The sequence below is a fragment of the Bifidobacterium subtile genome, assembly GCF_000741775.1.
Classification (GTDB): Bacteria; Actinomycetota; Actinomycetes; order Actinomycetales; family Bifidobacteriaceae; genus Bifidobacterium; species Bifidobacterium subtile.
The window spans coordinates 259,886-283,115 of record NZ_JGZR01000003.1 but is presented as its reverse complement, the minus strand read 5'-3'; the positions used below and the strand labels follow the sequence as shown (position 1 = coordinate 283,115).

Annotated in this window: 13 protein-coding genes and 2 pseudogenes; 13 read left to right on the top strand and 2 right to left on the bottom strand. The window is 63.3% G+C overall.

Annotated features, from left to right (window positions below):
* Positions 1-2 precede the first annotated feature (2 nt).
* The 5 genes and pseudogenes from BISU_RS13640 to dapB form a co-directional block, all read left to right on the top strand.
* Positions 3-4,221: pseudogene (locus BISU_RS13640) on the top strand (ATP-dependent helicase); the annotation flags it as partial.
* A gap of 110 nt (positions 4,222-4,331) precedes the next feature.
* A pseudogene (locus tag BISU_RS13635) lies at positions 4,332-4,592 on the top strand (PD-(D/E)XK nuclease family protein); the annotation flags it as partial.
* A gap of 436 nt (positions 4,593-5,028) precedes the next feature.
* The gene (locus BISU_RS12775; RefSeq protein ID WP_161787721.1) at positions 5,029-5,727 is read left to right on the top strand and encodes a GNAT family N-acetyltransferase; all 699 of its coding nucleotides are present in this window, start codon (positions 5,029-5,031) and stop codon (positions 5,725-5,727) included.
* A gap of 152 nt (positions 5,728-5,879) precedes the next feature.
* A complete protein-coding gene (locus BISU_RS03035; protein WP_024462686.1) occupies positions 5,880-7,439 on the top strand; it encodes an MFS transporter in 1,560 nt (519 codons plus the stop codon).
* Positions 7,440-7,770: 331 nt separating this feature from the next.
* Positions 7,771-8,523 (top strand): 4-hydroxy-tetrahydrodipicolinate reductase, encoded by a 753-nt coding sequence (dapB, locus tag BISU_RS03030; RefSeq protein WP_024462687.1) that lies wholly within the window; start codon positions 7,771-7,773, stop codon positions 8,521-8,523.
* Between the two features lie 292 nt (positions 8,524-8,815).
* Here dapB and BISU_RS03025 read toward each other — a convergent pair whose 3' ends face one another.
* The gene (locus BISU_RS03025; RefSeq protein ID WP_024462688.1) at positions 8,816-9,676 is read right to left on the bottom strand and encodes a FadR/GntR family transcriptional regulator; all 861 of its coding nucleotides are present in this window, start codon (positions 9,674-9,676) and stop codon (positions 8,816-8,818) included.
* A gap of 278 nt (positions 9,677-9,954) precedes the next feature.
* Here BISU_RS03025 and BISU_RS03020 point away from each other — a divergent pair, with 278 nt between their 5' ends.
* From BISU_RS03020 to pepN, 6 genes are all read left to right on the top strand, one after another.
* Complete coding sequence (locus BISU_RS03020; RefSeq protein WP_024462689.1) at positions 9,955-11,373, top strand: GntP family permease; 1,419 nt, start codon at positions 9,955-9,957, stop codon at positions 11,371-11,373.
* Between the two features lie 125 nt (positions 11,374-11,498).
* Entirely contained in the window at positions 11,499-12,086 is a 588-nt protein-coding gene (locus BISU_RS03015) for a gluconokinase (RefSeq protein ID WP_024462690.1), read from the top strand.
* A gap of 172 nt (positions 12,087-12,258) precedes the next feature.
* On the top strand, positions 12,259-13,137 hold the full coding sequence (gene gnd / locus BISU_RS03010; RefSeq protein ID WP_024462691.1) for a phosphogluconate dehydrogenase (NAD(+)-dependent, decarboxylating): 879 nt from the start codon (positions 12,259-12,261) through the stop codon (positions 13,135-13,137).
* A gap of 108 nt (positions 13,138-13,245) precedes the next feature.
* Positions 13,246-14,160 carry a 4-hydroxy-tetrahydrodipicolinate synthase gene (dapA, locus tag BISU_RS03005; protein ID WP_226839083.1) on the top strand — a complete coding sequence of 305 codons (915 nt, stop codon included), beginning with the start codon at positions 13,246-13,248 and terminating at the stop codon, positions 14,158-14,160.
* A 140-nt stretch (positions 14,161-14,300) separates the two neighbouring features.
* Complete coding sequence (locus BISU_RS03000; RefSeq protein ID WP_024462693.1) at positions 14,301-16,358, top strand: ribonuclease J; 2,058 nt, start codon at positions 14,301-14,303, stop codon at positions 16,356-16,358.
* A gap of 235 nt (positions 16,359-16,593) precedes the next feature.
* Positions 16,594-19,218 carry an aminopeptidase N gene (gene pepN / locus BISU_RS02995; RefSeq protein WP_024462694.1) on the top strand — a complete coding sequence of 875 codons (2,625 nt, stop codon included), beginning with the start codon at positions 16,594-16,596 and terminating at the stop codon, positions 19,216-19,218.
* 234 nt (positions 19,219-19,452) lie between these two features.
* Here pepN and BISU_RS02990 read toward each other — a convergent pair whose 3' ends face one another.
* Positions 19,453-19,905, bottom strand: coding sequence for a MarR family winged helix-turn-helix transcriptional regulator (locus BISU_RS02990; RefSeq protein ID WP_024462695.1), 453 nt, complete (start codon positions 19,903-19,905; stop codon positions 19,453-19,455).
* Positions 19,906-20,323: 418 nt separating this feature from the next.
* On the opposite strand from BISU_RS02990, the gene alsS reads away from it, so the two are divergent.
* Together alsS and budA are read left to right on the top strand one after the other, a co-directional pair.
* Positions 20,324-22,147 carry an acetolactate synthase AlsS gene (alsS, locus tag BISU_RS02985; protein ID WP_024462696.1) on the top strand — a complete coding sequence of 608 codons (1,824 nt, stop codon included), beginning with the start codon at positions 20,324-20,326 and terminating at the stop codon, positions 22,145-22,147.
* 152 nt (positions 22,148-22,299) lie between these two features.
* Positions 22,300-23,136 (top strand): acetolactate decarboxylase, encoded by an 837-nt coding sequence (gene budA / locus BISU_RS02980; RefSeq protein WP_081672593.1) that lies wholly within the window; start codon positions 22,300-22,302, stop codon positions 23,134-23,136.
* The last annotated feature ends 94 nt before the right edge of the window (positions 23,137-23,230 follow it).

The following is a 23,230-nucleotide window of genomic DNA, read 5'->3' as shown; positions in this document are numbered from 1 at the left end:
CCGAGATCAATGACAGCCCCGAGCAGGCGCTGGCGGTCAACGCGCCGATCGACGACGACATGCTCGTGGTCGCAGGCGCGGGAAGCGGCAAAACCTACACGATGACCCGGCGAATCATCGCTCTGATCGAACGCGGCGTGGCCCCGCAGAGCGTTCTCGGCCTGACCTTCACCCGCAAGGCGGCTTCTGAACTGCTCGCCCGCGTCTCGCAGGCCGTGATGAGCCAGCCTGCGCCGGCAAGCGCCAGCGGCGAAGCCTCCTTTGAGGCGATGAACCGGGCGTTTCTGAAGCCCGAAGTGCTGACATACGATGCTTTTTTCCAATCGGTCGTGCGCCAATACGGTCTTCTGGTCGGCTTCGACCAGGACACGCAGCCGCTGAGCGAAGCCGGCGCCTACCAGCTGGCGGCCAATGTCATCGACGAGCATATGGATCTGCTGACGGGTCAGGAGCTGGGCGCGTTCGCCACCGTCGCGAATGCGGTGCTCGCACTGTCCAACGCCATCTCAGGCGCGATGATCGGTGATGGCTGCGCAAGCGTCGAAGCGGCCATCGAACGCATCCGACTATGGGATGCGGGATTCGCTCGACGGCTGGATGAAGCCGTCGGCGACGAGGACATGCCCGAAGACGAGCCCACGCCGAAGATGAGAAAGCGCACGAAAAAAGAAAGCGATACTCACTATCGGCAACGTCTTGAGGAATATGAGACCGAGCTCAGGCGGCTGTGCGTCTACCGTTGCGGCCAGCTGCGGCAGGTCGTGGCGCAGCGCGAGACGCTGCTCACGCTCGTGCAGGAATACAACGCGGCCAAACGCCGGCTCAACATGGCGGAATTCAACGATTTCACCGTGGCGGCATTCCAACTGGTCACGCGTTTCCCCTCGATCGGCGAACGCTACCGCCGACGCTACGGTCATGTACTGCTTGACGAATACCAGGACACGTCCACGACCCAGGCCGCGCTGCTCGCCGCCATGTTCCATCCCGTGCAGCCTCGTCCCGCGCAGCCTCATCCTGCGCCATCGCACGTACAGGATGACAATTCCCGGGGGGAGTCCGCCAGCGCGGCCACGGGCGCATTCGCGGGCGCAAATGCAAGAAACGCAGACGCAGACAGCGTAGACGCAGGCGGCAGTGCGGGCGCGGGAGGCGCGGGCGGCAGCGCGGTGAACGCGGTCGGTGACCCCTTCCAATCCATTTACGCCTGGCGAGGCGCCAGCCCGGGCGCATTCCGCATGTTCCAACGTGATTTCGAGCTGGGCGAATCCAATCGCCCGTATGCGCTCAGCGTCACCCGCCGCAATGCGCGCATCGTGCTCGAAGCGGCGAATAATCTCACCGCCCCGCTGCGCTCGGCTGGGCGGCAGCGACGAGCCAGCAGTTCGCTCATGCATGAGGTCGACGTCGACCGCCTGCAGGCGATGGACGCTGCGCCAACCGGCACGTTGGGGGTGCTGGGGTACGAGACGCTCGGCCAGGAAATCGATGCCGTGGCGAGATTCACGCTCGCCTCGATTGCCAGACATTCCGGGCATGGCGACGGGCTCGACGGTGCAGGAACCGATGCTCCCAGCAGCTCCGCAGGCAACGGACCCCATGTGGCGGTGCTGTTCCGCACGAAATCGCTGATGTCGCAATTCGCGCAAGGCCTTGAGCAGGCCGGGCTCACGGTGCAGATCGTCGGCTATTCGGCGCTGCTTGAACGCCCCGAGGTGCGCGACCTGCTCGCGCTGCTGCACGTGGTCGCGGATCACACGGATTCGGCGGCGCTGATGCGGCTGCTCGCCACGCCGAGGTATGCGCTTTCGGCGCACGAGCTGCAGGCGCTTGCGGATATCGCCGAGCGGCGCAACACCGAATTCCGCTTCCGCGCATTGGTGCAGGCCGGCTTGGCCAGCGCGGATCTTGAGCAAAGCCAATGGGCGCAGTTCGTGAGCGAGCATCGCGACGAGGTGCCCAATGCGGTGTTCCTCGGCGACGTGCTTGCCGGAGCCGACCTGCCGCAGCTGCTTGAGCATATGCCGTCATTGACGCTGCACAGCAGGCAGGCCATAACGCGCGCCGGCGCTGCAATACGGCAGGTGCATCGCGTGCTCAACCATCCGCTGGCCGAAGTGGTGCGCACGGCGGTCGAGGCGCTGGATCTGGACATCGATGCCATTGTGGCCCAGGCGCTCGCATACCCGGATAAGCCGGTTTCCCCGGCGGTGGCACGTGCGCCGATGGACGCGGTCATCCAGCTGATCGACACCTATACGCAGGAGATCGCCGAAGGGCAGCGGGCCAGCTTGCGTGGCTTCGTCTCCTGGGTTGATGCGCTCGCCGCCATACAGGATCAGAGCGCCGCAACGCCGGACGAATCGGCGGATGCCGTGCTCATGACCATCCATCAGGCGAAGGGCTTGGAATGGGATTCGGTGGCGGTGGTCGGCCTTGCCGAACGCACATTCCCCAGCAGCCAAGGCGATAATCTGAGCATCAGTCTGGACGAAGAGCATCCCGGCGGCATGCAGGACGGCGCATGGGTAGCGCCGCAATACGCGCAGACCGCGAACACCTGGCTGACCGATCCAGCCGCAGTGCCGGTGCCGATCCGAGCGGACGCCGGCATTCTGCCCCGCTTCCCGCATGATGCACAAGACGACGAAGACCCTGTCGAGGCCCTGCGCTCTCTGGACGACGTCGAGCAGATCGACGACGAGATCTTCGGCGATATGCGGGGCGCCGCGCCTTTGAACGAAGGCGTCGGAGAGGAAGACCGCGAGGCATGGTACCTGACCCAGCGCGAGGAGTACGGCAGACGCCTGCACGCCGACGAACGACGGCTGGCATACGTGGCGCTGACCCGCGCACGCGAGGAGGCCTTGCTCACCTACAGCGCCACGAACGAGCTTGGCCGCGAGCCGGGCGAGGCCAAGGGGCGACGCGTCAGGCCGTCGAACTTCTGGCTCGAGGTGCGCGACTCGCTATGCCATCACGAGGACCTCGCCAAACCGCAGCTCGATCGTGACCGGGCTGCCGAGCACAGTCTCGCTGCTGCCGAGGCCGTGCTGCCCGAGGGCTTCTTCGTCGGCGAGCGGGCCGAATGGTACCAGCGGCGTGTGGTGGGCGAAGCCTGGCAGTCCCAGTTGGAGGATGACGAGGGTCCGGGGGCGCTGCCGTGGCCCAGCACCATGGGCGAGAACGTGTCGAACGCCTTGCGCCGTTCGGCCGACGCAGTGCGCGAGGCGTTGGATCGCCGCCGAAAACCAGTGTCGGATCCGCCATCGGTGTCGTCTTCGCCGATCGCGGCAGATCTGCGACCGGCACCGGATCCGCATATGGAATCAGCAGCGCAAGCGGCATCGGTCTCACCGGTGCCGGCAGTCCCGCCAAAGGCAGTCGATACGCAATCCATGCCGGATGCGCAGGAGCCATCAGGATCGTCAATGCTCGGGGAATCGCAGACGGCGTCGCACGCTGAGGCCGCATCGTATGCCGGCGCACTGCCCCCCGCGCGATCCTTGCTGTTCCGGGCTCGGATGCTGGTCGAGGACGAGGACCTCATGCCGTGGACCGTTGGCGGCGACGGGACTTCGACCCGCACGTTGAATGATGTCGTTCGCGAGCGAGGCAAACGGATCTTGGCCAATCGACGGCAGAACGTCACCGCGCTGCAGGCGCGTTCCGGCTCGATGAATGCACGTGAGGAGCAGCGGTTCTGGCGTGGTCTGGTCCGCCCGATACCCCAGGTCGCCTCCCCTGCAGCGCTTTCAGGCACGCTGCTGCATGCGTGGGCCGAGCGCTTCGTCAATGCCTTCGGACGCGACGACGTGCCGGATAGCGCATGGGACGCGGATGCGCGCATGATTGCGGCCGAGACGTCCGGCCAGACTCGGGCGCAAATGCTGGAAGAACTCGATGCCGCCGAACAGGCAGTTGAACGAAGTTCCGGAACTGCCAGCAGGCATGCGCGGGACGCTGAAGGAGCATCGAGGCGGTTTGCTGACCCGGCATCAGGGCGAATCTCTGGGCCGGCCGCCCAGCATGAGCAAACCGCCGACCGCGGCGTCAGCGACGCCAAGCAGCGGCGGATTCTGCTGTGGGAGCGCCGATTGGCCGATTCCCGATGGGCACGCCGACGCCCAGCATGGGCGGAGCGGCAGATCGTCGTCGCACTGCCGCAGCTGGGCAATCAGATCGTCGTAGGCAAGCTCGATGCGGTCTTCTTCGGAGGTCTCGACGGGCAGGGCAGCAGCTCCAATGAGCGAGGTGAGGCATGCAAGGGACGTGAACAGGGCGATAGACATGAGCGGCATGATGGGCGTGACGGCCATGATGAGCCGAAACGCTTCACCATCGTCGACTGGAAGACGGGCGCGAAACCGCGTACGCCGGAGGATGCCGAGCGCAAATTGCGTCAGCTGGACATGTATCGTCTTCTGCTCTCGGCGATTGAGGACGTGCCATTGGCCAGCATTGACGCTACGCTGTACTATCTGGATGAGCCCGAAGAGGGCAGTCGCGAGCTGCATGCTCGCGCGAAAACAGAACAGGAGATTCTGGCCGAGTTGAGCTCCGGCATCCCCCAGCAATCCGACAATGACTAGGCGACCGCGCGAGCGGTAAGGCCCTGCGACTGGAAACCGCGTCGCAATGCCGTTGCGGAGGGGGGCTGCGACCCTCGTACCTCATGTGTGGGCGGCATACATGGTGATGCAACGAAGGAGGGGCATAGCCATGCCCGCGCAGAATGTGACGAAGCAAAACGTGACGAATCGGAACGCAGCGAACCAAAGCGCGACAAGCCGGAGCGCAGCGAACGCGAAGAGCGTAGCGAACGGGTCTCGAAGCGTCAGCCGTGTCGAGTGCCGACCCATGATCTGGGATGATGTCGAGACGGTTACGCAGGAGTTCGACCGAACTTGGGGCCGCACAGCGCCGACGGACAGTCCGCAGCTTTCCATGATGATATCGCGCCGTTTCGTGCTGCGCTATCTCGCGCCCAGCACAGGCACGCGAATCGCCTGCCTCGACAATCAATTCATGGGGGTCACCCTCGTGCGGGCAGCCGGCCAAACTCCGCTGTTTCCCCGCGCCGAAGAAGAGCTGCGGGAGCTGGACCGCCAGTTGGCGCTCAGCGACGCCGGTCGGCATGCCTTGCATGGCATGGCGCTCCAACGTGATATCGATATGCAGATGGAGCGAGACTCGGGCGTCGACCACGACTCGGATGCCGAGCTTGAGCTGTTCCTCGTCGCAGCAGACGCCCGTGGACATGGGGTCGGCGGCGGCCTGTGGCGCGCCATGCTCGAAGAATTTGCCAGTGAAGGCGTTCAGCGCTTCCACCTGCATACCGATAGCGATTGCGATATGGGCTTCTATGACCATCAGAGCATGGCCTGTGTCGCGCAGCGCAATATCTCGGATGCCGATGATGCCGATCTGGTGTTGTTCGCCCCTGGAATCTCGCGCATCTACGCCGGCGAAACGGAGCAGATCCTAGGCCGCCTACAAGCAGACCGGATTGCAACGAGTCGCACGGCACGAATGGGCAGCATGGCACCGATGAGTCATATGCCACAACGATTACATCAGGCAGAACGTTCTGACATGGAATGTTCAGATGCAGAGCGATTGAACACGAAGCGATTGAACACGAAGCAATCGAACTGCGTGGAGCAATCGAATCCTGCAGGGCAATCAGGCCACGCAATGGCAGAACGAAGGGACGGTGCGCGGTGAAGGCGTTTTTCCGTATGCCACAGTTCGGGCGCGGGCGCTCGACCATATCCCTGTCGATGCCTGCCGCTTCGGGCGATAAGTCTTCGGCCAGCAAATCCGCCGATGACATGTCTCCGAATCGCAAACTCTCGGCTGGCAAGTGCGCCGATAGCATGTCGTCACGTCGCACCCCCGCGACCGGCGGTTCTTCGCCCTACGCCGAGCTTTTCACCGTCCCCGGATCGAAGGCCTTCTGCCTCTCCGGAGCTGTGGCGCGGCTGCCGACATCCATGATGAGCCTGGGCATCGTGCTGGCGCTGAACCATCTGTATGGCAACTGGACGATTGCCGGTACGATGAGCGCGGCCTATATTCTGGCGCTCGCAGCCGTCACGCCGCTCTACGCGCGGCTGTTCGACCGTTTCGGCCAGCGTCGCGTCGGGCGTGTCGCGCTGGTGCTGCAGGTCATTGCGATGCTGGTCTTCGCATTCGCGGCGCTGCTGCGTGTGCCGATCGCGCTGCTGTTCGTGCTGGCCGTGCTGATGGGGCTGACCCAGTTCTCCTTCGGTGCGCTCGTGCGCACCCGTTGGGCGTACGCACTGCGCGGGCCCGTCAATGCGAAGAAGCTCAACACCGCATACGCCATGGAATCCGCCATCGACGAGGTGGTGTTCATCCTGGGGCCGATTCTGGCCGCCTTCCTGGCGACCTCCGTGCACCCGGTTGCGCAGCTGTTCGTCCCTACGCTCGCCTGCGGAATCGGCGGCGCGGTGTTCTTCTCGCTCAAAGGCACGCAGCCGCCGGTCGTGGAGATGGTCGAAGTGACTGCCGCTTCACGTGACGACGTCGATGTGCGTGACGCGATGAGCAATGGCGGGGCTGGGAACGCTGCTACCGAACGCAACGCTGCCGCCGAACATAACGCTGCAGCGGCTACCGTTATCAACGACGCTGTTGCTCATGGCATCGCCGTAAACGGCACTGCTGCAAACGGCACCGTTGCAAACGTGAACGGCGCTGGTGCGAGCAGCACTGTCGCAAACGGCACTGTCGCAACGGTCGCTGCTGCGAAGAACGCCGCCGCATCAGCCGAATTCAGCATCCACCAACTGCATCGGCACGGACCCAGACCCAAAAGCGTGCTGCTGTATCAGGGCATCCTCCCGCTGCTGCTGGTGTTCGTGACCTTCAACATGAGCTTCAGCGCCTTCGACGTTTCGGTGACGGCCATGATGAAGGCGATGGGCAGGGAGCAGCTGCTCGGCCTGCAGCTGGCCATGTTCGCGGTCGGCTCGTGCATCGGCGGGCTGGTGTTCGGCGCCAAGGAGATGAAAGGCTCGAACTGGCGGCATATGGTCGAGTTTCTGGCCCTGCTTACGATCGGATACGTGCTCATCCGCTTTGCCATGGGCAATCTGATCCTACTCGGCTTCCTGTCGGTGCTTTCGGGGCTGTGCGTCGCGCCGGTGTTCGCCACCGGCAATCTGGTCGTCAAGAACACCGTGCCATCGCGCTCGCTGACCGAAGGTCTGTCGTGGATCACCACCGCCGGGCAGGTCGGCGCTTCGCTGGGTTCGACATTCGGCGGCATCGTGCTCGACGTCGCCGATTACCACACCGGTATGCTGCTGCCCTGCGCCACGACCTTCGTGACTCTGGTGCTGGCGGTTATGGGCTGGACGCAGTCGCGTCGGCACACGGCGAGGACGAGAACGAGTACAAGAGAACGCTGACCCGCGCAGCGTGCGTTTTCTGTATCGGAACAGCCCCGTGAATCGGGAAACGTACGATACGGGCAGCTCAGCGTACGTTTCTCGACACGGCCCTCGTGAGCATGGTATGCGACGTATGCTGCGAACCATCCGTTATGGAAGGCCCGGTGCTACGCTCGAAACCAGCGCACCGCACCGGGGTCGGCCGCCGGGCCGAAGGCCTGAATGCGTGGAACCGGCAGCGGCGCATGGCGCATACGGATAATGCAGAATCGCAGTAGTGCAGGCGGCAATGCAGGCAATGCAGAGATAGCGTTCGCTGTCGCGAACGACATGTGGAAAGGGTGAACGGATGATCAGAGTCGCAGTGGTAGGCGCGAAGGGACGCATGGGGGCCAGCGTGGTGCAGGCGGTGAACGATGCGGATGACATGCAGCTTTCGCATACGATCGACCATGGGCAGGACCCTGCGCAGATCAATTCGGACAACACCGATGTCGCGGTCGAATTCACCGTCCCCTCCGCCTCGCTGAGCAATGTGCTGACCTTGATCGCGCAGGGCGTCGACGTGGTGGTCGGCACCACCGGCTGGGACGAAGACAAGCTCGAGCAGGTGCGCCAGGCCTTGGCGAACGCGCCCCGCGCGGACCAGTCCGTGTTCATCGCGCCGAATTTCGCGATATCCGCCGTGCTGGCCGACCACTTCGCCGCGCAGGCGGCCAAGTACTTTGAATCGGTCGAAGTCGTGGAGCTGCATCACCCCGATAAGATCGACGCGCCTTCCGGCACCGCCATCCATACCGCGCAGGCCATCGCCGCGTCCCGTCGCGAGGCTGGGTTCGGCCCCATGCCCGACGGCACGGTGACTGACGGTGGTTCGCGCGGCCAAGTGGTCGACGGCGTGCATGTGCATGCCGTGCGTCTGCGCGGCCTGAACGCGCATGAGGAGATTCTGCTGGGCAACGCGGGGGAGCAGCTGGTCATCCGCGCCGACAGCTTCGATCGCGGATCCTTCATGCAGGGGGTGCTGCTCGCCGTGCGCAAGCTGCGCGATGGCGGCTATCCGGGGCTGAACGTCGGCCTCGACACCTTCCTCGACCTCTGAGCGGCAGAATGTTGCGCCTTGGCGCGCATGCCGTTGCACGCGATTGAGCGGCTATATTCGCCGTACATGCATGCCGTACGTGCATGCAATGATGTTCGTTAGGGATGTTCGTTAGGCCGATTTCTCATTCATTAGGCTCTTCGCACAGTAGAGCGCGAATCCGGCATGCAGTGTTTTGGCGGAATTCCGTCATTGTCGAGCATCGATATCTAGGCGTTCCCGTGCCAGGACTCACGAGATTCCCTCGAATCGGCCTAATAAAAAGCGCCCGTCGTCTGGCACTCGTCGCACCTCATTCGCCGCCGGTCATCTGCGTCATGGCCTCATCCGATTCGTTGACGATATCCGCCATCGCCTCGCGCGCCGCAGCGCCATCGCCTTTGCGGATGAAGGCGGCGACATCGGTGTGCCGGCGCAAGGCGTCGGCGTTTGCCACGCTCGGCATGAGCTGATGCTCGGTGCGCCCTTCGAGCGTGGCGACGATGATGCCGTCCAGCGCCGCGAACATCCGATTGCCGGTCGCCGCAAGCAAAGTGCGATGAAACAGAATGTCGGCCTGCAGATATTCGGTTTCGTTGGCGTGATTCGAATAGGCGACCATATCCATGGTGGCCTGCGTGAGCATCGCCCAGTCGCGCGGGGTGGCGCTTTGCGCAGCCAGGAATGCCGCGGCGGGTTCCATTGCCACGCGCAGCTGCGACAGCTCATGCAGGGTGGCGAGCCGCTCCGGCCCGTTGAGCCGCCAGCGGATGATCTGCCTGTCATAGGGGTTCCACTGCGCCGAAGGGGTGGCTATCGCGCCGGTTTTGCGCCGGACGCTCACCATGCCTTTCGATTCCAAGACGCGGGTCACCTCACGGGTGACGGTGCGCGAGGGGGCGCCGAGCTCCGCGCTTGGCTCCGGCAGTCGTTCGCCGGGCCCGACTCGTCCTGCGGCTATGGCCGAGCCCCATTCTTCAAGCAGACGGTCGTGCAGGCTGGCCTCGTCCTGCGGGCCGGCTGCCGACGGTTGCGCCGGTGATTGCGCCAACGGCGATTGCGCCGCCGCCGACAGCCGCAAAGACTTCGTCGATGCGGCTGTCGGCGGCGGCGCAGCCTCCGGGGAATGGATATGGCTGCCCGCTGCAGCTTCAGTCGAGTACCTATCCGTCATGCCTTCAAGTATGGCACAGTGTCACTTGCACAGTGTCTTCTGCACAGTGTTTATAAGTACGGCGCAACGCTGTTGCGTACGGCATAACGCCTTCGGCTGGTTGCTTATGGCATAGGCCTGGCATAACTATGACGCAGATAACAGATCATACGGCGTGTTTCAGATTGCGTAAACATGCAATACGTGTATATATTGTCGTTATGGCATACAAAACAACGTTGTTTGCCGACATATAACATCCAATAAAATATTCATTGTTCTCGAAGAAGAGGTGGCGGATGAATACTGTGCTCGCTGTGGCGGCGACTGCACCGCATCTGAATACAACGCAACTGGGCGTGAGCGTGATCGCCAGCATCGTCGTGCTGGTGCTGCTGGTCACCGTAGCCAAGCTGCATCCTTTCGTATCCCTGATTCTGGCCGGTCTTGTCGTCGGCCTTGGATCGGGGTACGGACCTGTCAACACCATCACCAGTTTCAGCACGTCCTTCGGCTCGACGATGGCCAGCGTCGGAATCCTCATTGGGCTGGGCGCGATGCTCGGCCGCGTGCTCATGGACACCGGGGCGGCCGACAGCATCGTCGACACTTTGGTGTCGCGCTCCTCGAAGGCGATGATCCCGTGGACGATGGCGGTTATCGGTGCGCTCATCGGCCTGCCGATGTTCTTCGAGGTCGGCTTGGTCATGCTGGTTCCGGTGATCGTACTCGTCACGCGCCGCACCGGTCTGCCGCTGATGAAGGTGGCCATCCCCACCCTGGCGGGCTTGTCGGTGATGCACGCGTGCGTCCCGCCGCACCCCGGCCCGCTGGCGGCGCTGAGCTGCTTCAAGAACAACCCTAGCGTCGGCATCACCATGATGTTCGGCATCCCGATCGCCATCCTGACCATCGTCATCGTCGGCCCGGCCTTCGCCACGATCTCCGCGAAGTGGGTGCCGGTCGGTGCTCCTGCGAACTTCGCCGATTCCAAAGAGGATCGCGGCGCGGACGGCCACGGACTGCCTTCCTTCGGCCTGTCGGTGCTGTGCATCCTGCTGCCGGCCGTCCTGATGCTGGTCAACGCGATCTGCGAGATCGCAGCGCCCAAGGCATATGCCTCTCAGGTCATGTCGACCCAGCTCGTGAGCTTCCTGGGCAAGCCGGAGCTGGCGCTGCTCATCGCCGTGTTGTTCTCCATGATCACGCTTGGCACGGTGGGCCATATCCCGTTCAAGAAGATCAACGACTCCCTCGGCGCGGCGCTGCCGTCCGTCGCCGGCATCCTGCTCATCGTCGGCGGTGGCGGCGGCTACAAGGGCGTGCTCGTCGACACCGGCATCGGCACGATGATCGGCAATTTCGTCCAAGATTCGCATATCTCGATTCTGCTGCTCGGCTGGCTCATCGCTGTCTTCGTGCGCGTCGCGACCGGCTCGGCCACCGTCTCCATCATGACGACCGCCGGCATCCTCGGCCCGGTCATGGACTCTATGGGCGCGTCCCCGGCTGCGGTTTCGCTGCTGGTGCTCGCCATCGGCGCCGGCTCGATCTTCCTCTCGCACGTCAACGACGCCGGCTTCTGGCTGGTCAAGGAATACTTCAACCTCGACGTCGGCCAGACCTTCAAGACCTGGTCCGTGCTGGAATGCCTGCTGTCCGTAGTCGTGCTGGCGCTGGTGCTCATCGCGAGCATCTTCGTGCCGATCGGCGTCTAGCGCAGCGAACCGAAAAAAATATGAGCAAGATAACAACCGCAGGCGCGTATCGCGCAACAATGCACAGTAATAATCAGTAATCAGCAGCAGGCGAGAAACCAGCAAACAAGAAACGGAGCGTACTCGTGAGCGAGCAAGAGACACCGACCATGACACTCGATACCACCGAAGAAGTCATTGAAAACACCATTCCCGACGGCTATCTGCGCGATGCCGCGCCGATTCTCGTAGTGATGGGAGTGTGCGGCTGCGGCAAGACCTCCGTCGCCACAGCCATCGCCGAACGTCAGGGCTGGGACAGCGCCGAAGCCGACGACTTCCACCCTCAGGCGAATATCGACAAGATGGCGGCGGGCATCCCGCTCACCGACGATGACCGCTGGGGCTGGCTCGATAAGCTCGCCGCATGGATCCGCGAGCATGTTGAAAGCGGCAAGCCGGGTGTCCTGACCTGCTCGGCGCTGAAGAAGGTCTACCGCGACAAGCTGCGCTTGCCCGGCGTCGTCTTCGTGTATCTCAGCGGCGACTATGACACGGTGATGGAGCTGCTCTCGCATCGCAGCGGCCATTTCATGAAGCCGGCGATGCTTGATTCGCAGTTCGCGATCCTTGAGCCGCCGAGCGCGGACGAGGTGCACCTGACCATCGATCTGAGCCGGCATATGACTGTCGAGCAGGAGACCCAGGCCGTCATCGACGCGCTGGAAGGCTGAGCGAGGCGGGAAGCCTGATCGAAGACCGGGGCGATCCGCGTGATTTCGCCTCATTGCGATCGGCCGCAACGAGCAACTACAACGAATAGCCGCAACGAACAGCAACCACAACCGCACAACAGCTAACCGCAACCGCACAACAACAGCAAAACCCCTAGGGAAAGGAACCCTCATGAAAATCGGCATGATCGGACTTGGCCGCATGGGCGGCAATATGGTCGCCAGACTCAAAAACGGCGGCCACGATGTCGTCGGCTTCGATATGTCCCCGGACTCGGGCCGCGACGTGGACTCGCTGGAGGCGCTGGTCGCCGCGCTCGAGGCGCCGCGCGCCATCTGGATCATGGTGCCCGCCGGCAAGCCCACCGACAGCACCGTCGACCAGCTCGCGCAGCTGCTGGAGCCAGGCGACCTCGTGATCGACGGCGGCAACACCCGGTATCGCGAGGACCAGCGTCATGCCAAGGAACTGGAGCAGCACGGCATTCATTTCATGGATGTCGGCACCTCGGGCGGTGTCTGGGGCCGCACCGAAGGCTATGCGCTTATGGCCGGCGGCTCCGCCGAGGACTACGAGCACATCAGGCCGGTGCTGGAAACCCTGAAGCCGCAGGGCGACAGCGGTCTGGTGCACGCCGGTCCGGTCGGCGCGGGACATTACGTCAAGATGATTCACAACGGCATCGAATACGGCATGATGCAGGCCCTGGGTGAGGGCTACGCGATGATGGAGGCCAGCGAGCTGGTCGATAATCCGCGCGATGTGTGCGATTCCTGGCGCGAAGGCTCGGTCGTGCGCTCCTGGCTGCTCGATCTGCTGGTGCGCGCGCTGGATGACGACAAGGATCTGGAGCATATCGCCGGGCGTGCGCAGGAGACCGGCGAAGCCAAGTGGATGATCGAGGACGGTCTGAACCTCGGCGTGCCGCTGCCCGTGACCGCCGCATCGCTCTTCGCCCGCCAGAATTCGCAGCTTGACGACCCGATGACCATGAAAGTGGTGGCCGCCCTGCGCAACCAGTTCGGCGGCCATGCCGTCGACAAGGCCTAGCGGCAAAGCTGCCTAGGTGATGTGCTATCGGACGAGGGGTGCGGCTTTGCTCATCAAGCCGCGCCCCTCATCGTATAGGGCGCTGCTGCGTCCCGCCCGCGAAGTACCGTGAGCACTATGAGTGACGGTTCCATGCATCTTCTTGACCCGGCGCCTTTCGGGCGCATTCTTCCTGCAATGGTTACACCAATGACAGCCGACGGCTCCATCGATTTCGATGCGGTGCAACGCCTGGCCCGCCAGCTGGTGCAGGACGGGGCGGATGGTCTTGTCGTCAATGGAACCACGGGCGAATCGCCAGTGACGCATATGGACGAGAAGGTCGATCTGGTCAAGGCCGTCAAGGACGTCGTGGACGTTCCGGTGATCTCCGGAGCCGGCTCGAACGACACGATTCACACCGTGCGCATGGCCGAGCAGACGCAGGAGGCGGGCGCCGACGCGGTGCTCGTCGTCGCGCCGTACTATTCGCGGCCTTCGCAGGAGGGCATTTTCCGTCATTACCAGGCGGTGAATGCTTCGGCCGACAAGCCGATCATCATCTACGACGTGCCGGGCCGCACCGGCGTGCACATACAGCTGGAGACCTACCGGCGTCTGGCCGAACTGGACCACATCAAGGCCGTCAAGGACGCCACGGGCGACATAGCCGGCGCGGTGCGCAAGCGCATCGAAACCGGACTGACCTGGTATTCGGGCGACGATGGTCTGTTCCTGCCGTTCCTGTCGATCGGCGCGGTCGGCATCATCTCGGTCATCGCGCATGTGGCCGCCGGCCCGATGCGCGACCTGGCCGCGGCGTTCGACTGTGGCGACATCCACGCCGCGCAGAAGCTCGCCGTGCGGCTCGCCCCGCTCGTCGAAGCTTTGAACGGCAACGGCTTCCAAGCCGTGATGGCCAAGGCATCGCTCGAAGTTCGCGGCGTGCTCGAAGAGACGACCATGCGGCTGCCGAACGTCGGGCCTGGCTCCGAGGAATTCACGCGTGCGGAAAACGGCATGCGCGCATCCGGGCTGCTCTGACGCCGGCATCGGCACGCTGGGACGCCGTTAGCGTCGACCCGATCGGCGGGCAGCAGCTTGCATGGCGCATGCGCCGGCCGGCACCTCAATCCTCGTTCGCGCATAGGCGCGGACACCAAATAACAGAAATTCACTAGGATATGGATATAGCAGAACAAACAGCAACAACCACCCATCGCCGCGGCAGCAAGTCATCCCGGCGAGCCAAGGAATCCGCGGCGCAGGCTCCTCAGGAGCAGACGGCCGCAGTCGAGCAGCACGACGCCGACACGCAGGCTCCGACCGTCGAGGAAGCATACGTCGAAGAACCGCGCAGCAAATCCGAACACGCTCATAATTCGCGCTCCGGCGGCAGACGATCCAACTCCGGGCGCTCCAATACGGGCCGCTCAGGCTCCGGCCGTTCGAATTCGGGACGTTCGTCCAATTCCGGTCGTGGCGGCCAGCGCCGCTCCGGGCGTTCCGGCAGCGCCGGCCTTTCGCCGCAGCAGGACGAGCGGCTGATCGCCCCGCCGAAGTACCGCAAGGGCTCGATGCGCATCACGCCGCTCGGCGGCCTAGGTGAAATCGGCCGCAACATGAATGTGATCGAGTACAACGGCCACATCCTGCTCATCGACTGCGGCGTGCTCTTCCCAGAAGAGGAGCAGCCCGGCGTCGACCTGATTCTGCCTGATTTCGACTACATCAAGGACAAGCTCGACCAAGTCGAGGGTCTGGTGCTCACCCACGGGCACGAGGATCATATCGGCGGCGTGCCCTTCCTGCTCAAGCTGCGCCCGGACATCCCGCTGATCGGCTCCAAGCTCACGCTCGCCTTCGTCAAAGCGAAATGCGAAGAGCATCATCTCAATCCCACCACGGTCGAGGTCGGCGAACGCGACAAGCTCAAGGTCGGACCCTTCAATCTCGAATTCATCGCCGTCACGCACTCGATTCCCGACGCGCTGGCCGTGCATGTGCGTACGCCTGCCGGCACGCTCATCGATACCGGCGACATCAAACTGGACCAGCTGCCGCTCGACCACCGCATCACCGATCTGGTGGAATTCGGCAAGCTCGGCGAGCAGGGCGTCGATCTGCTTATGATGGACTCGACCAACGCCGAGGTCCCCGGCTTCGTCAGGCCCGAAACCTCGATCGGGCCGGAATTGGAACGCGTTTTCGCCGAAGCCACGCGCAAGATCATCGTGGCGAGCTTCTCCAGCCACGTCCATCGCGTGCAGCAGGTCGTGGATGCCGCGCACAAGATCGGACGCAAGGTCGTCTTCGTCGGCCGCTCGATGGTGCGCAACATGGCCATCGCATCCGACTTGGGCTACCTGCACATCCCCGAAGGCACGGTCATCGACCTGAAGAAGGCGCACGATGTGCAGGACGACAAGATCGTCTACATGTGCACCGGTTCGCAGGGCGAGCCGATGGCCGCGCTCGGCCGCATCGCCGAGGGCACGCATCGCGACATCACCGTCAATGAGTTCGACACGGTCGTGCTGGCCAGCTCGCTCATCCCGGGCAATGAGCACGGCGTCTACAAGGTCATCAACAAGCTCGTGCAGAAGGGCGCGCGCGTCGTGAACAAGGACAGCGCCAAGATTCACGTCTCCGGACATGCCGACGAGGGCGAGCTGCTCTACCTGTACAACATCATCAAGCCCAAGTGCGCGATGCCGATCCACGGCGAGAACCGCCACTTGGTCGCCAACGGCCTGATCGCCGTCAAGACCGGCGTGAATCCCAACAACGTCGTGCTGGCCGAGGATGGCGATGTGGTCGATCTGTACCACGGCCAGGCCGCGGTCGTCGGCTCCGTGCCGTGCGGCTATGTGTACGTCGACGGCGATTCGGTCGGCGAACTGACCGATGACGAGCTTGAGAAGCGCCGGATTCTTGGCACCGAAGGCTTCGTCTCCTGCTTCGCGGTGGTCGACACCGACAGCGCGGACGTCGTGGCTGGACCGAAGATCTACCTGAACGCCATGGCGGAGGATGAAAGCGAATTCGAGCAGGTGCGCCGTCAGATCATCCAGCAGCTCGAGGACGCGATGATGCAGGGCACCAAGGACACCTACAAGCTGCAGCAGATCATGCGCCGCACGATCGGCAGCTGGGTGGCTCGCCAGCTGCATCGCAAGCCCATGGTGGTGCCGGTCGTCGCCGATATCGCGCAGGACGTAGACACCTCGAACAGGCGCTGAGACGCATAGAATGAAATCGTTGAGATAACTGAATAGCAGCAGCGGCCGGGCTGGTCGGAACAGACCGGGTGCCGGCCAAGGTGCTGCAGCGAATGCGGCGCAATGCGGATGAACTGCATTGCGCCGCATTCGCGTAGTTGGCGCATAGGACATTGCGCAATCCGCAATGGCAATGACAAACACCAGTGGTCAGCGCCGCATAGCCGCATAGCCACAAAGCCACATAAGGAGAACCATGCCAGGAGCAAACCTTACCCGCGTCGAAGCCGAGGAACGGGCGGGCGTCGTCTCGTCCCCGATTCATTACGCCGTCGATCTCGACCTGACGAAGGGATCGAAGACCTTCGGCTCGCGCACCACGCTGCGCTTCGACGCGACGCCGGGAGCCGAAACCTTCCTCGACCTCATCGCCGAAAGCGTCACGGCGATCACCTTCAACGGCGAGTCGCTTGACCCGGCGACAGCGTATGCGGACAGCCGCATAGCGCTTGAAGGTCTGCACGAGCATAACGAGGTCACTGTCGAAGCGCTGTGCCGGTATTCGAACACCGGCGAGGGGCTGCACCGTAGCGTCGACCCCTCCGACGGCAACGTGTATCTCTACTCCCAGTTCGAAGTACCGGACGCGCGGCGCGTCTACGCCGTCTTCGACCAGCCTGATATCAAGGCCGTATTCGATTTCACCATGCTGGCGCCGGAAAGCTGGATCGTCACCTCGAATATGCCAGTGGCCTCCAGCGAAGCGACGGAAGGCACAACCGCTGAAGGCACGCTGAACGACCACGCGGCCGAAGGCGTCAAGCGCTGGACGTTCGAGCCGACGCCGGTAATGAGCTCCTACCTCACCGCGATCTGCGCGGGGCCATACGCCCAGTGGCACACCGAATACGCCAACGAGGACGGCCGCACCGTGCCGATGGCGATGTACTGCCGTCAGGCGCTCAAAGACGCGCTCGACAAGGATGCGGATTACCTCTTCGACATCACGAAGAAGGGCTTCGCCTTCTATGCCAAGACTTGGGGCGTGCCGTATCCGTACGCGAAATTCGATCAGATCTATGTGCCGGAATACAACGCGGGCGCGATGGAGAACATCGGCATGGTCACGATCCGCGACTCCTACCTCTTCGAATCCAAGGTGTCCGACGCGCTGGTCGAGCGCCGCGTGGTGACCGTGCTGCACGAGCTGGCCCACATGTGGTTCGGCGATCTGGTGACCATGAAGTGGTGGAATGACCTGTGGCTCAACGAGTCCTTCGCCGAATTCATGTCGACGCTGGCCACCGCCGAAGCCACCGAATGGCATGATTCCTGGGCGACGTTCACTTCCGGCGAGAAGAGCTGGGCGCTCAATCAGGACCAGCTTTCGACCACGCACCCGATCGTCGCGCCGATCAACGATCTGCATGACACCGAAGTGAACTTCGACGGCATCACCTATGCCAAGGGCGCGTCCGTGCTGAAGCAGCTGGTGGCGTATGTCGGCCGCGAGCAGTTCTTCACGGGCATCAACAGCTACCTGACCAAGCACCAGTATGGCAACGCGACGCTGGCCGATCTGCTCACCGAGCTGGAAGCCGCCTCCGGGCGCGATCTCAAGGCGTGGAGCGCGCAATGGCTGGAACAAGCGGGCATCAATACGATTGCCGCCGATGTGGAGACGGACGCGGACGGCACGATTACGGCCATGACGCTCAGGCAATCCGCGCCGGCAGAGCATCCGGTGCTGCGCGCACATCGCTTGGCGATTGGCTTCTATGACGCTGACAATGCTGATGGCAATGCTGGCGACGGCGGCACCATCGTGCGCACTGAGCGTTTCGAGCTCGATGTCGACGGCGAGAGCACTGAAGTGCCGCAGGTCGTGGGCCGCAGGCGTCCGGCGTTCATTCTGGTGAACGACGACGACCTGACCTACACCAAGCTGCGCTTCGACGCGGATTCGCTCGAATTCGCCGCCGAGAACCTGTATCGTCTCGACGATGCGCTCGCCCGCGCCACGATCTGGCTGTCGCTGTGGGATATGACGCGCGACGCCGAATTCCCGGCTGAGCGCTTCGCCGATCTGAGCCTGAAGATGCTTGCAACCGAGCACGAAGCGACCACCTTCCGCTATGCCTTGGCTACCCTGCGTACCACGGTGATGCACTACGTCGCCGCCGCCCGCGCCGACGAGGCCGCCCAGCACGCGGCTGCGCGGCTCTGGCAGCTGGCCCATGACGCGCAGCCCGGCTCCGACGAGCAGTTCCAGCTGGTCAGCGCCTACTTGGGCTACGGCAAGGAGGGCGACGCCGAGTTCGCCGCGAACGCGCAAGGCCTGCTCGATGGCTCCGTCACGCTCGACGGACTGGAAATCGACAACAACCTGCGCTGGGCCATCATCCACGCGCTGGCCGTTGCCAACCTGATCGACGAGGCCGGAATCGACGCGGAACTCGCCAAGCGCGACACCACGGAGAACCGCGAATTCGCCTACGGCGCCCGCGCCGCGCATTCCACGGCCGAGGCCAAGAACTGGGCCTGGGATCAGGCGCTGGGTAATGACACGCTGACCAACAGCCAGCTCGAAGAGGTCATCCGCGGCTTCGCGCAAGCGAACGCCGAGCTGGCCGAGCCGTATATCGACCGCTACTTCCAGACCGTGGACTGGATTTGGGAGCACAAGACCTTCCATATGGCCGAGAACCTCATCGGCGGGCTGTACCCCTTCTACGCCGATCCGGCCAAGCTGGTGTCCGGCGGCACCCGCTGGCTCGAAGCCCACGCCGACGCCGACCGCGCCCTGCGCCACATGATCAGCGCCAACGTCGAAGCCTCCCAGCGCACCCTACACGTGCGCGAGTACAACGAGTCGCTATAGGCCAGGGCGCTGAGCCAAGGCTTGTGGCTTGGCCTGGCTTGGCGTGGGGCCGGGCCTACCGCACGCAGCGTATGTTGTCATGCACGCCGACGAGGCTCGTATCGCAAAACGTACGATGAGCTTGCGCTATCATACGTTTTCCGATACGAGCCTCGTCGCGGTGCGTAAAACCGTATGCTGCGCGACGAGAATGCGCATATTCGGCGTATTGCTTAAGCGTGCAGACCGGGGTTGCTAGGCTTCCGCGATTTCAGAATTTGGGCTGTCGAGGCGGCCGGTCAGGGTGTGGACGATGAGTTCGATGCCGGGCAAAAGCTCGCTGGTCTGGGTGACGCCGGTGCGTGAGAAGAGGGTCTGCCACCATGCGGCGCGGACGTGCCGTGCCTTGTCGGCGATTGCCTCGCCTGCGGCAGTCGCATCGAGCGAGACGGATTTTCCCTTGCCCTTGACCCGGCGCAGATAGCCTGAAGACTCCAATTTTGCGACCTCGCGGGCGGTGAGGCCCTTGTCGATCGCCAGATAATCCGAGATGCGCTGCTGGTTGATGCCTGGGGAGTCGCACACCGCTATCATGATGCAGGCCGCCGTGGGATTGAGCTTGAGCCTTTTGAAGGCCTGGGCGGTGTCCTTGTAATAGGAACGGTGCAGGATCGAAATGTCCTGCGCCAAGTACCCCAGATCGTGCATTGTTCTCCTCCTCTATTCCGCCACGCCGTTGTGTGCCGTATGCATCGTGTGCTCGCGCGTCTTGCGTTCCTTGGACTCCGCGACCGTTTGTGTGGTCGTCGTGAAGCCGCCATGTGCTCTAGGCTTCAGCGTAGCCGCATTGGAACGCAAATCGCGCCGATATTCCACGTGTCGTTGCATATCGCGAGCTGATTCTCGTCAATTGCAGGCATTGCGACGATGCCTGCACCGGCGAAAAGGACCCAGCGCCGTACGGGCATTTCCGAAAGTGACAAGGATTACACAAGGATCTCGGCATTTTGTGTTGACATATCAACTTAAAGCTTCTATCTTTCCAAGTAACAAAGTCACAATGTCATATGCCGCGCCTGATGCATGAAGTTCGGTGGGCGGCATAGCGGTGGAAAGGTTGAGGGACATGGGTACTGCAGCACATGTGCTGGAACGGCGCAGCGCGACGCAAGCGAACGCGGCGGATGGCGCTGCTGCGGCCGGCGCAGCCGTGGCCACGGTTACGGCGTCCGAGGCGCTGGTCGAGTCGATGATCGGCCATGGAATCCAATACGTGTTCGGCATCCCCGGCGCCAAGGTGGATCAGCTCTTCGAAACGCTGCAATACTGCGACTTGCCGGGAGCTCCGAGACTTATCGTCACTAGGCATGAGCAGGATGCCGCGCTCATGGCCGCCGCAGTCGGGCGCCTGACAGGCACGCCTGCTGTCGTCGCCGCCACATCCGGGCCGGGGGCCTCCAATCTCGCCACTGGTCTGGTCACGGCCACAGCCGAAGGCGATCCGGTCATCGCCATCGCCGGGCAGGTGCCGCGCGGCGATATATCCCGCCTGACCCATCAGAGCATCGACAGCCGCAGCATGATGGCCCCGATCACCAAAAGCAGCGTCGAGGTGCAGGATCCTGACATTCTCTCCGAAGCGTTCGCCAACGCCTATGCCACGGCTGTCAGCGCCAAGAAGGGCGCCGCGTTCCTGTCGGTTCCTCAGGACGTCATGGGCCATGCGGTGCGGCCCGAGCCGATTTCGCGCATGCCTGCCGCCACGCGGCAGATGTCGAATTCCCCCGCCTTGGCTGAATTGCTCGCGCGGATCAGGGCCGCCAGGCTTCCTGTGATCCTGGCGGGCATGAGGGCCTCCGAACGCGATGCCGCCGCAGCGCTGCGGCGCTTCCTGTCGGTCAATCATGTGCCGGTAGTGGAGACCTTCCAAGGAGCGGGCGTCATCCCGCGCGACCTCGAACGGCTGTACTTCGGCAGGGTCGGCCTGTTCCGCAATCAGCCGGGCGACGAGATCCTGCGCCGCAGCGATTTGGTCATCACCGTCGGATACGACCCCATCGAATACGAGGCCCGCAACTGGAATGCGTCGTCAAGCACGCCGATCATTTGCATTGACGACGTCATTCCGGAATTCACCCGGGAATTCCAGCCGGATACGGTCATTTCCTACGGCATCGCTCCGACGCTCGTCGCGCTCGCCAGCCTGTGCGAGGCGCGAAACGAGCATGAGACCGGCGCAGCCAGCGCGGCTGCAGCCGATGCCGCCTGGCATCTTCCGAAGGCGTCGCGCTCCTATCTTGACGGCTTGCGCGGCAGGCTCGAACAAGAGAGCCTGCCTCCCAAGCCGATGCGGCGAGGCAGCTCCGATGGACTCGGCCTCGTGCACCCGCTGCAGATCGTCAACGCGCTGCAGCGTCGGGTCAGCGACAGCATGACCGTGAGCGTCGACGTGGGCAGCCACTACATCTGGATGGCCCGCAACTTCCGCAGCTACGAGCCGCGTCACCTGCTGTTCAGCAACGGCATGCAGACCTTGGGCGTCGGTCTGCCATGGGCCATCGCCGCCGCGCTCGTGCGGCCCGGCAGCACCGTGGTCTCGGTTTCCGGAGACGGCGGCTTCCTCTTCTCGGGCCAGGAGCTCGACGTGGCCGTGCGCGAGCATCTGCACATCGTGCAGCTCATCTGGAACGACGAGCACTACGACATGGTCCGCTTCCAGGAGATATCCAAATACGGCAGGGACGCGGGCGTGGCGCTGGGCCATGTGGACTTCGTGCGGTACGCCGAAAGCTTCGGGGCCAAAGGCAGGCATGTCGACGGCGAGACCTCCCTTGACGAGGCCCTCGACTGGGCCTTCGCACAGGACGGCCCGGTCGTCGTCGACATTCCCGTCGATTACTCCCACAACCACGAACTCAACGAATCGCTGATCAGCGACGAGCTGAGCTGATCGTGCGGCCATAGCACTCGCGGCGCACTGCGGTTCACAAGACCGGACGCGCCGCAACCCATGCGGCCGGCGAAAACAGCCGGACGCGCAAGCCTAGTACGTAATCACCAAGAGATCCCACAAGGAACTCGATAACGATAGGAGAAAAGACGATGACGCAATTCATCGAAGACGTCAGAGTGAGGCCAAACGCTTTCTGGCTCGGCGGCAAGGCGCAGAACGCGGACTTGGGCAAAACGCAGAGCAAGGCCCAAATCGGTGCCAGAACGCGGCATATTCCGAACACGCGCACGCTTTACCAGCACGGTACCCTGGCGCTGCTGGTGCCGGGCCTTCTGGATGGCACGATCAGCATGGGCGAGCTGCTCGCTCACGGCGACATGGGCATCGGCACCGGCGAGGGGCTGAACGGCGAAATCATCATCCTGCACGGCACGCCCTATCAGGTGCGCCATGACGGCAGCGTCGTCGTCGTCCCCGACTCCTTCACGCTTCCTTTCGCCAACGCGCATTGGGCCGACTTCTCGACGCTGTGCGGCATCGAGGATCGCAGCAAAAGTGAATTGGCGGGCTGGCTGCCCAAGGCGACGGGCTTGCCGAATATCTTCTTTGCTGTTACGGTGACCGGTCGCTTTTCGAATATGCGCACGCGTGCTTTCGCCAAGCAGGAGCAACCGTATCCCACGCTTGAGCAGACCGCGCAGCATCAGCGGCTGTTCACCGCCGAATCGACCGAAGGCACGCTGCTCGCCTACTATTCGCCGCAGGTGTTCAACGGCGTGGCGGTCGGCGGCTTCCATATGCATTATCTTGCCGATGATCATTCAATCGGCGGCCATGCGCTCGACTTCCGCATCGACCACGCCCAAGTGGCGATGCAGCGCTTCGACACCCTGCAGGAGCATCTGCCTGTGGCGAGCCCATCCTATTCGGTGCATGATTTCTCTGACGACGACATCGCCGGAGCCATCGCGCGGGCGGAAAGCTAGGGCATCGCGGATCGCTGCGAGTCGCCGTGGGTTGCGGTCCGCAGCGAGTTGCAGCCCGTGCGTCAGACCGTCGCTTAGTTCTTCGCCCACGCAC

Bases quoted from the DNA above. Each gene is read 5' to 3' on its own strand.
- BISU_RS12775 (WP_161787721.1), top strand. From the start codon at position 5,029: ATGGGGGTCACCCTCGTGCGGGCAGCCGGCCAAACTCCGCTGTTTCCC.
- BISU_RS03035 (WP_024462686.1), top strand. From the start codon at position 5,880: ATGTCGTCACGTCGCACCCCCGCGACCGGCGGTTCTTCGCCCTACGCC.
- dapB (WP_024462687.1), top strand. From the start codon at position 7,771: ATGATCAGAGTCGCAGTGGTAGGCGCGAAGGGACGCATGGGGGCCAGC.
- BISU_RS03025 (WP_024462688.1), bottom strand. From the start codon at position 9,676: ATGACGGATAGGTACTCGACTGAAGCTGCAGCGGGCAGCCATATCCAT.
- BISU_RS03020 (WP_024462689.1), top strand. From the start codon at position 9,955: ATGAATACTGTGCTCGCTGTGGCGGCGACTGCACCGCATCTGAATACA.
- gnd (WP_024462691.1), top strand. From the start codon at position 12,259: ATGAAAATCGGCATGATCGGACTTGGCCGCATGGGCGGCAATATGGTC.
- BISU_RS03000 (WP_024462693.1), top strand. From the start codon at position 14,301: ATGGATATAGCAGAACAAACAGCAACAACCACCCATCGCCGCGGCAGC.
- pepN (WP_024462694.1), top strand. From the start codon at position 16,594: ATGCCAGGAGCAAACCTTACCCGCGTCGAAGCCGAGGAACGGGCGGGC.
- BISU_RS02990 (WP_024462695.1), bottom strand. From the start codon at position 19,905: ATGCACGATCTGGGGTACTTGGCGCAGGACATTTCGATCCTGCACCGT.
- alsS (WP_024462696.1), top strand. From the start codon at position 20,324: ATGGGTACTGCAGCACATGTGCTGGAACGGCGCAGCGCGACGCAAGCG.
- budA (WP_081672593.1), top strand. From the start codon at position 22,300: ATGACGCAATTCATCGAAGACGTCAGAGTGAGGCCAAACGCTTTCTGG.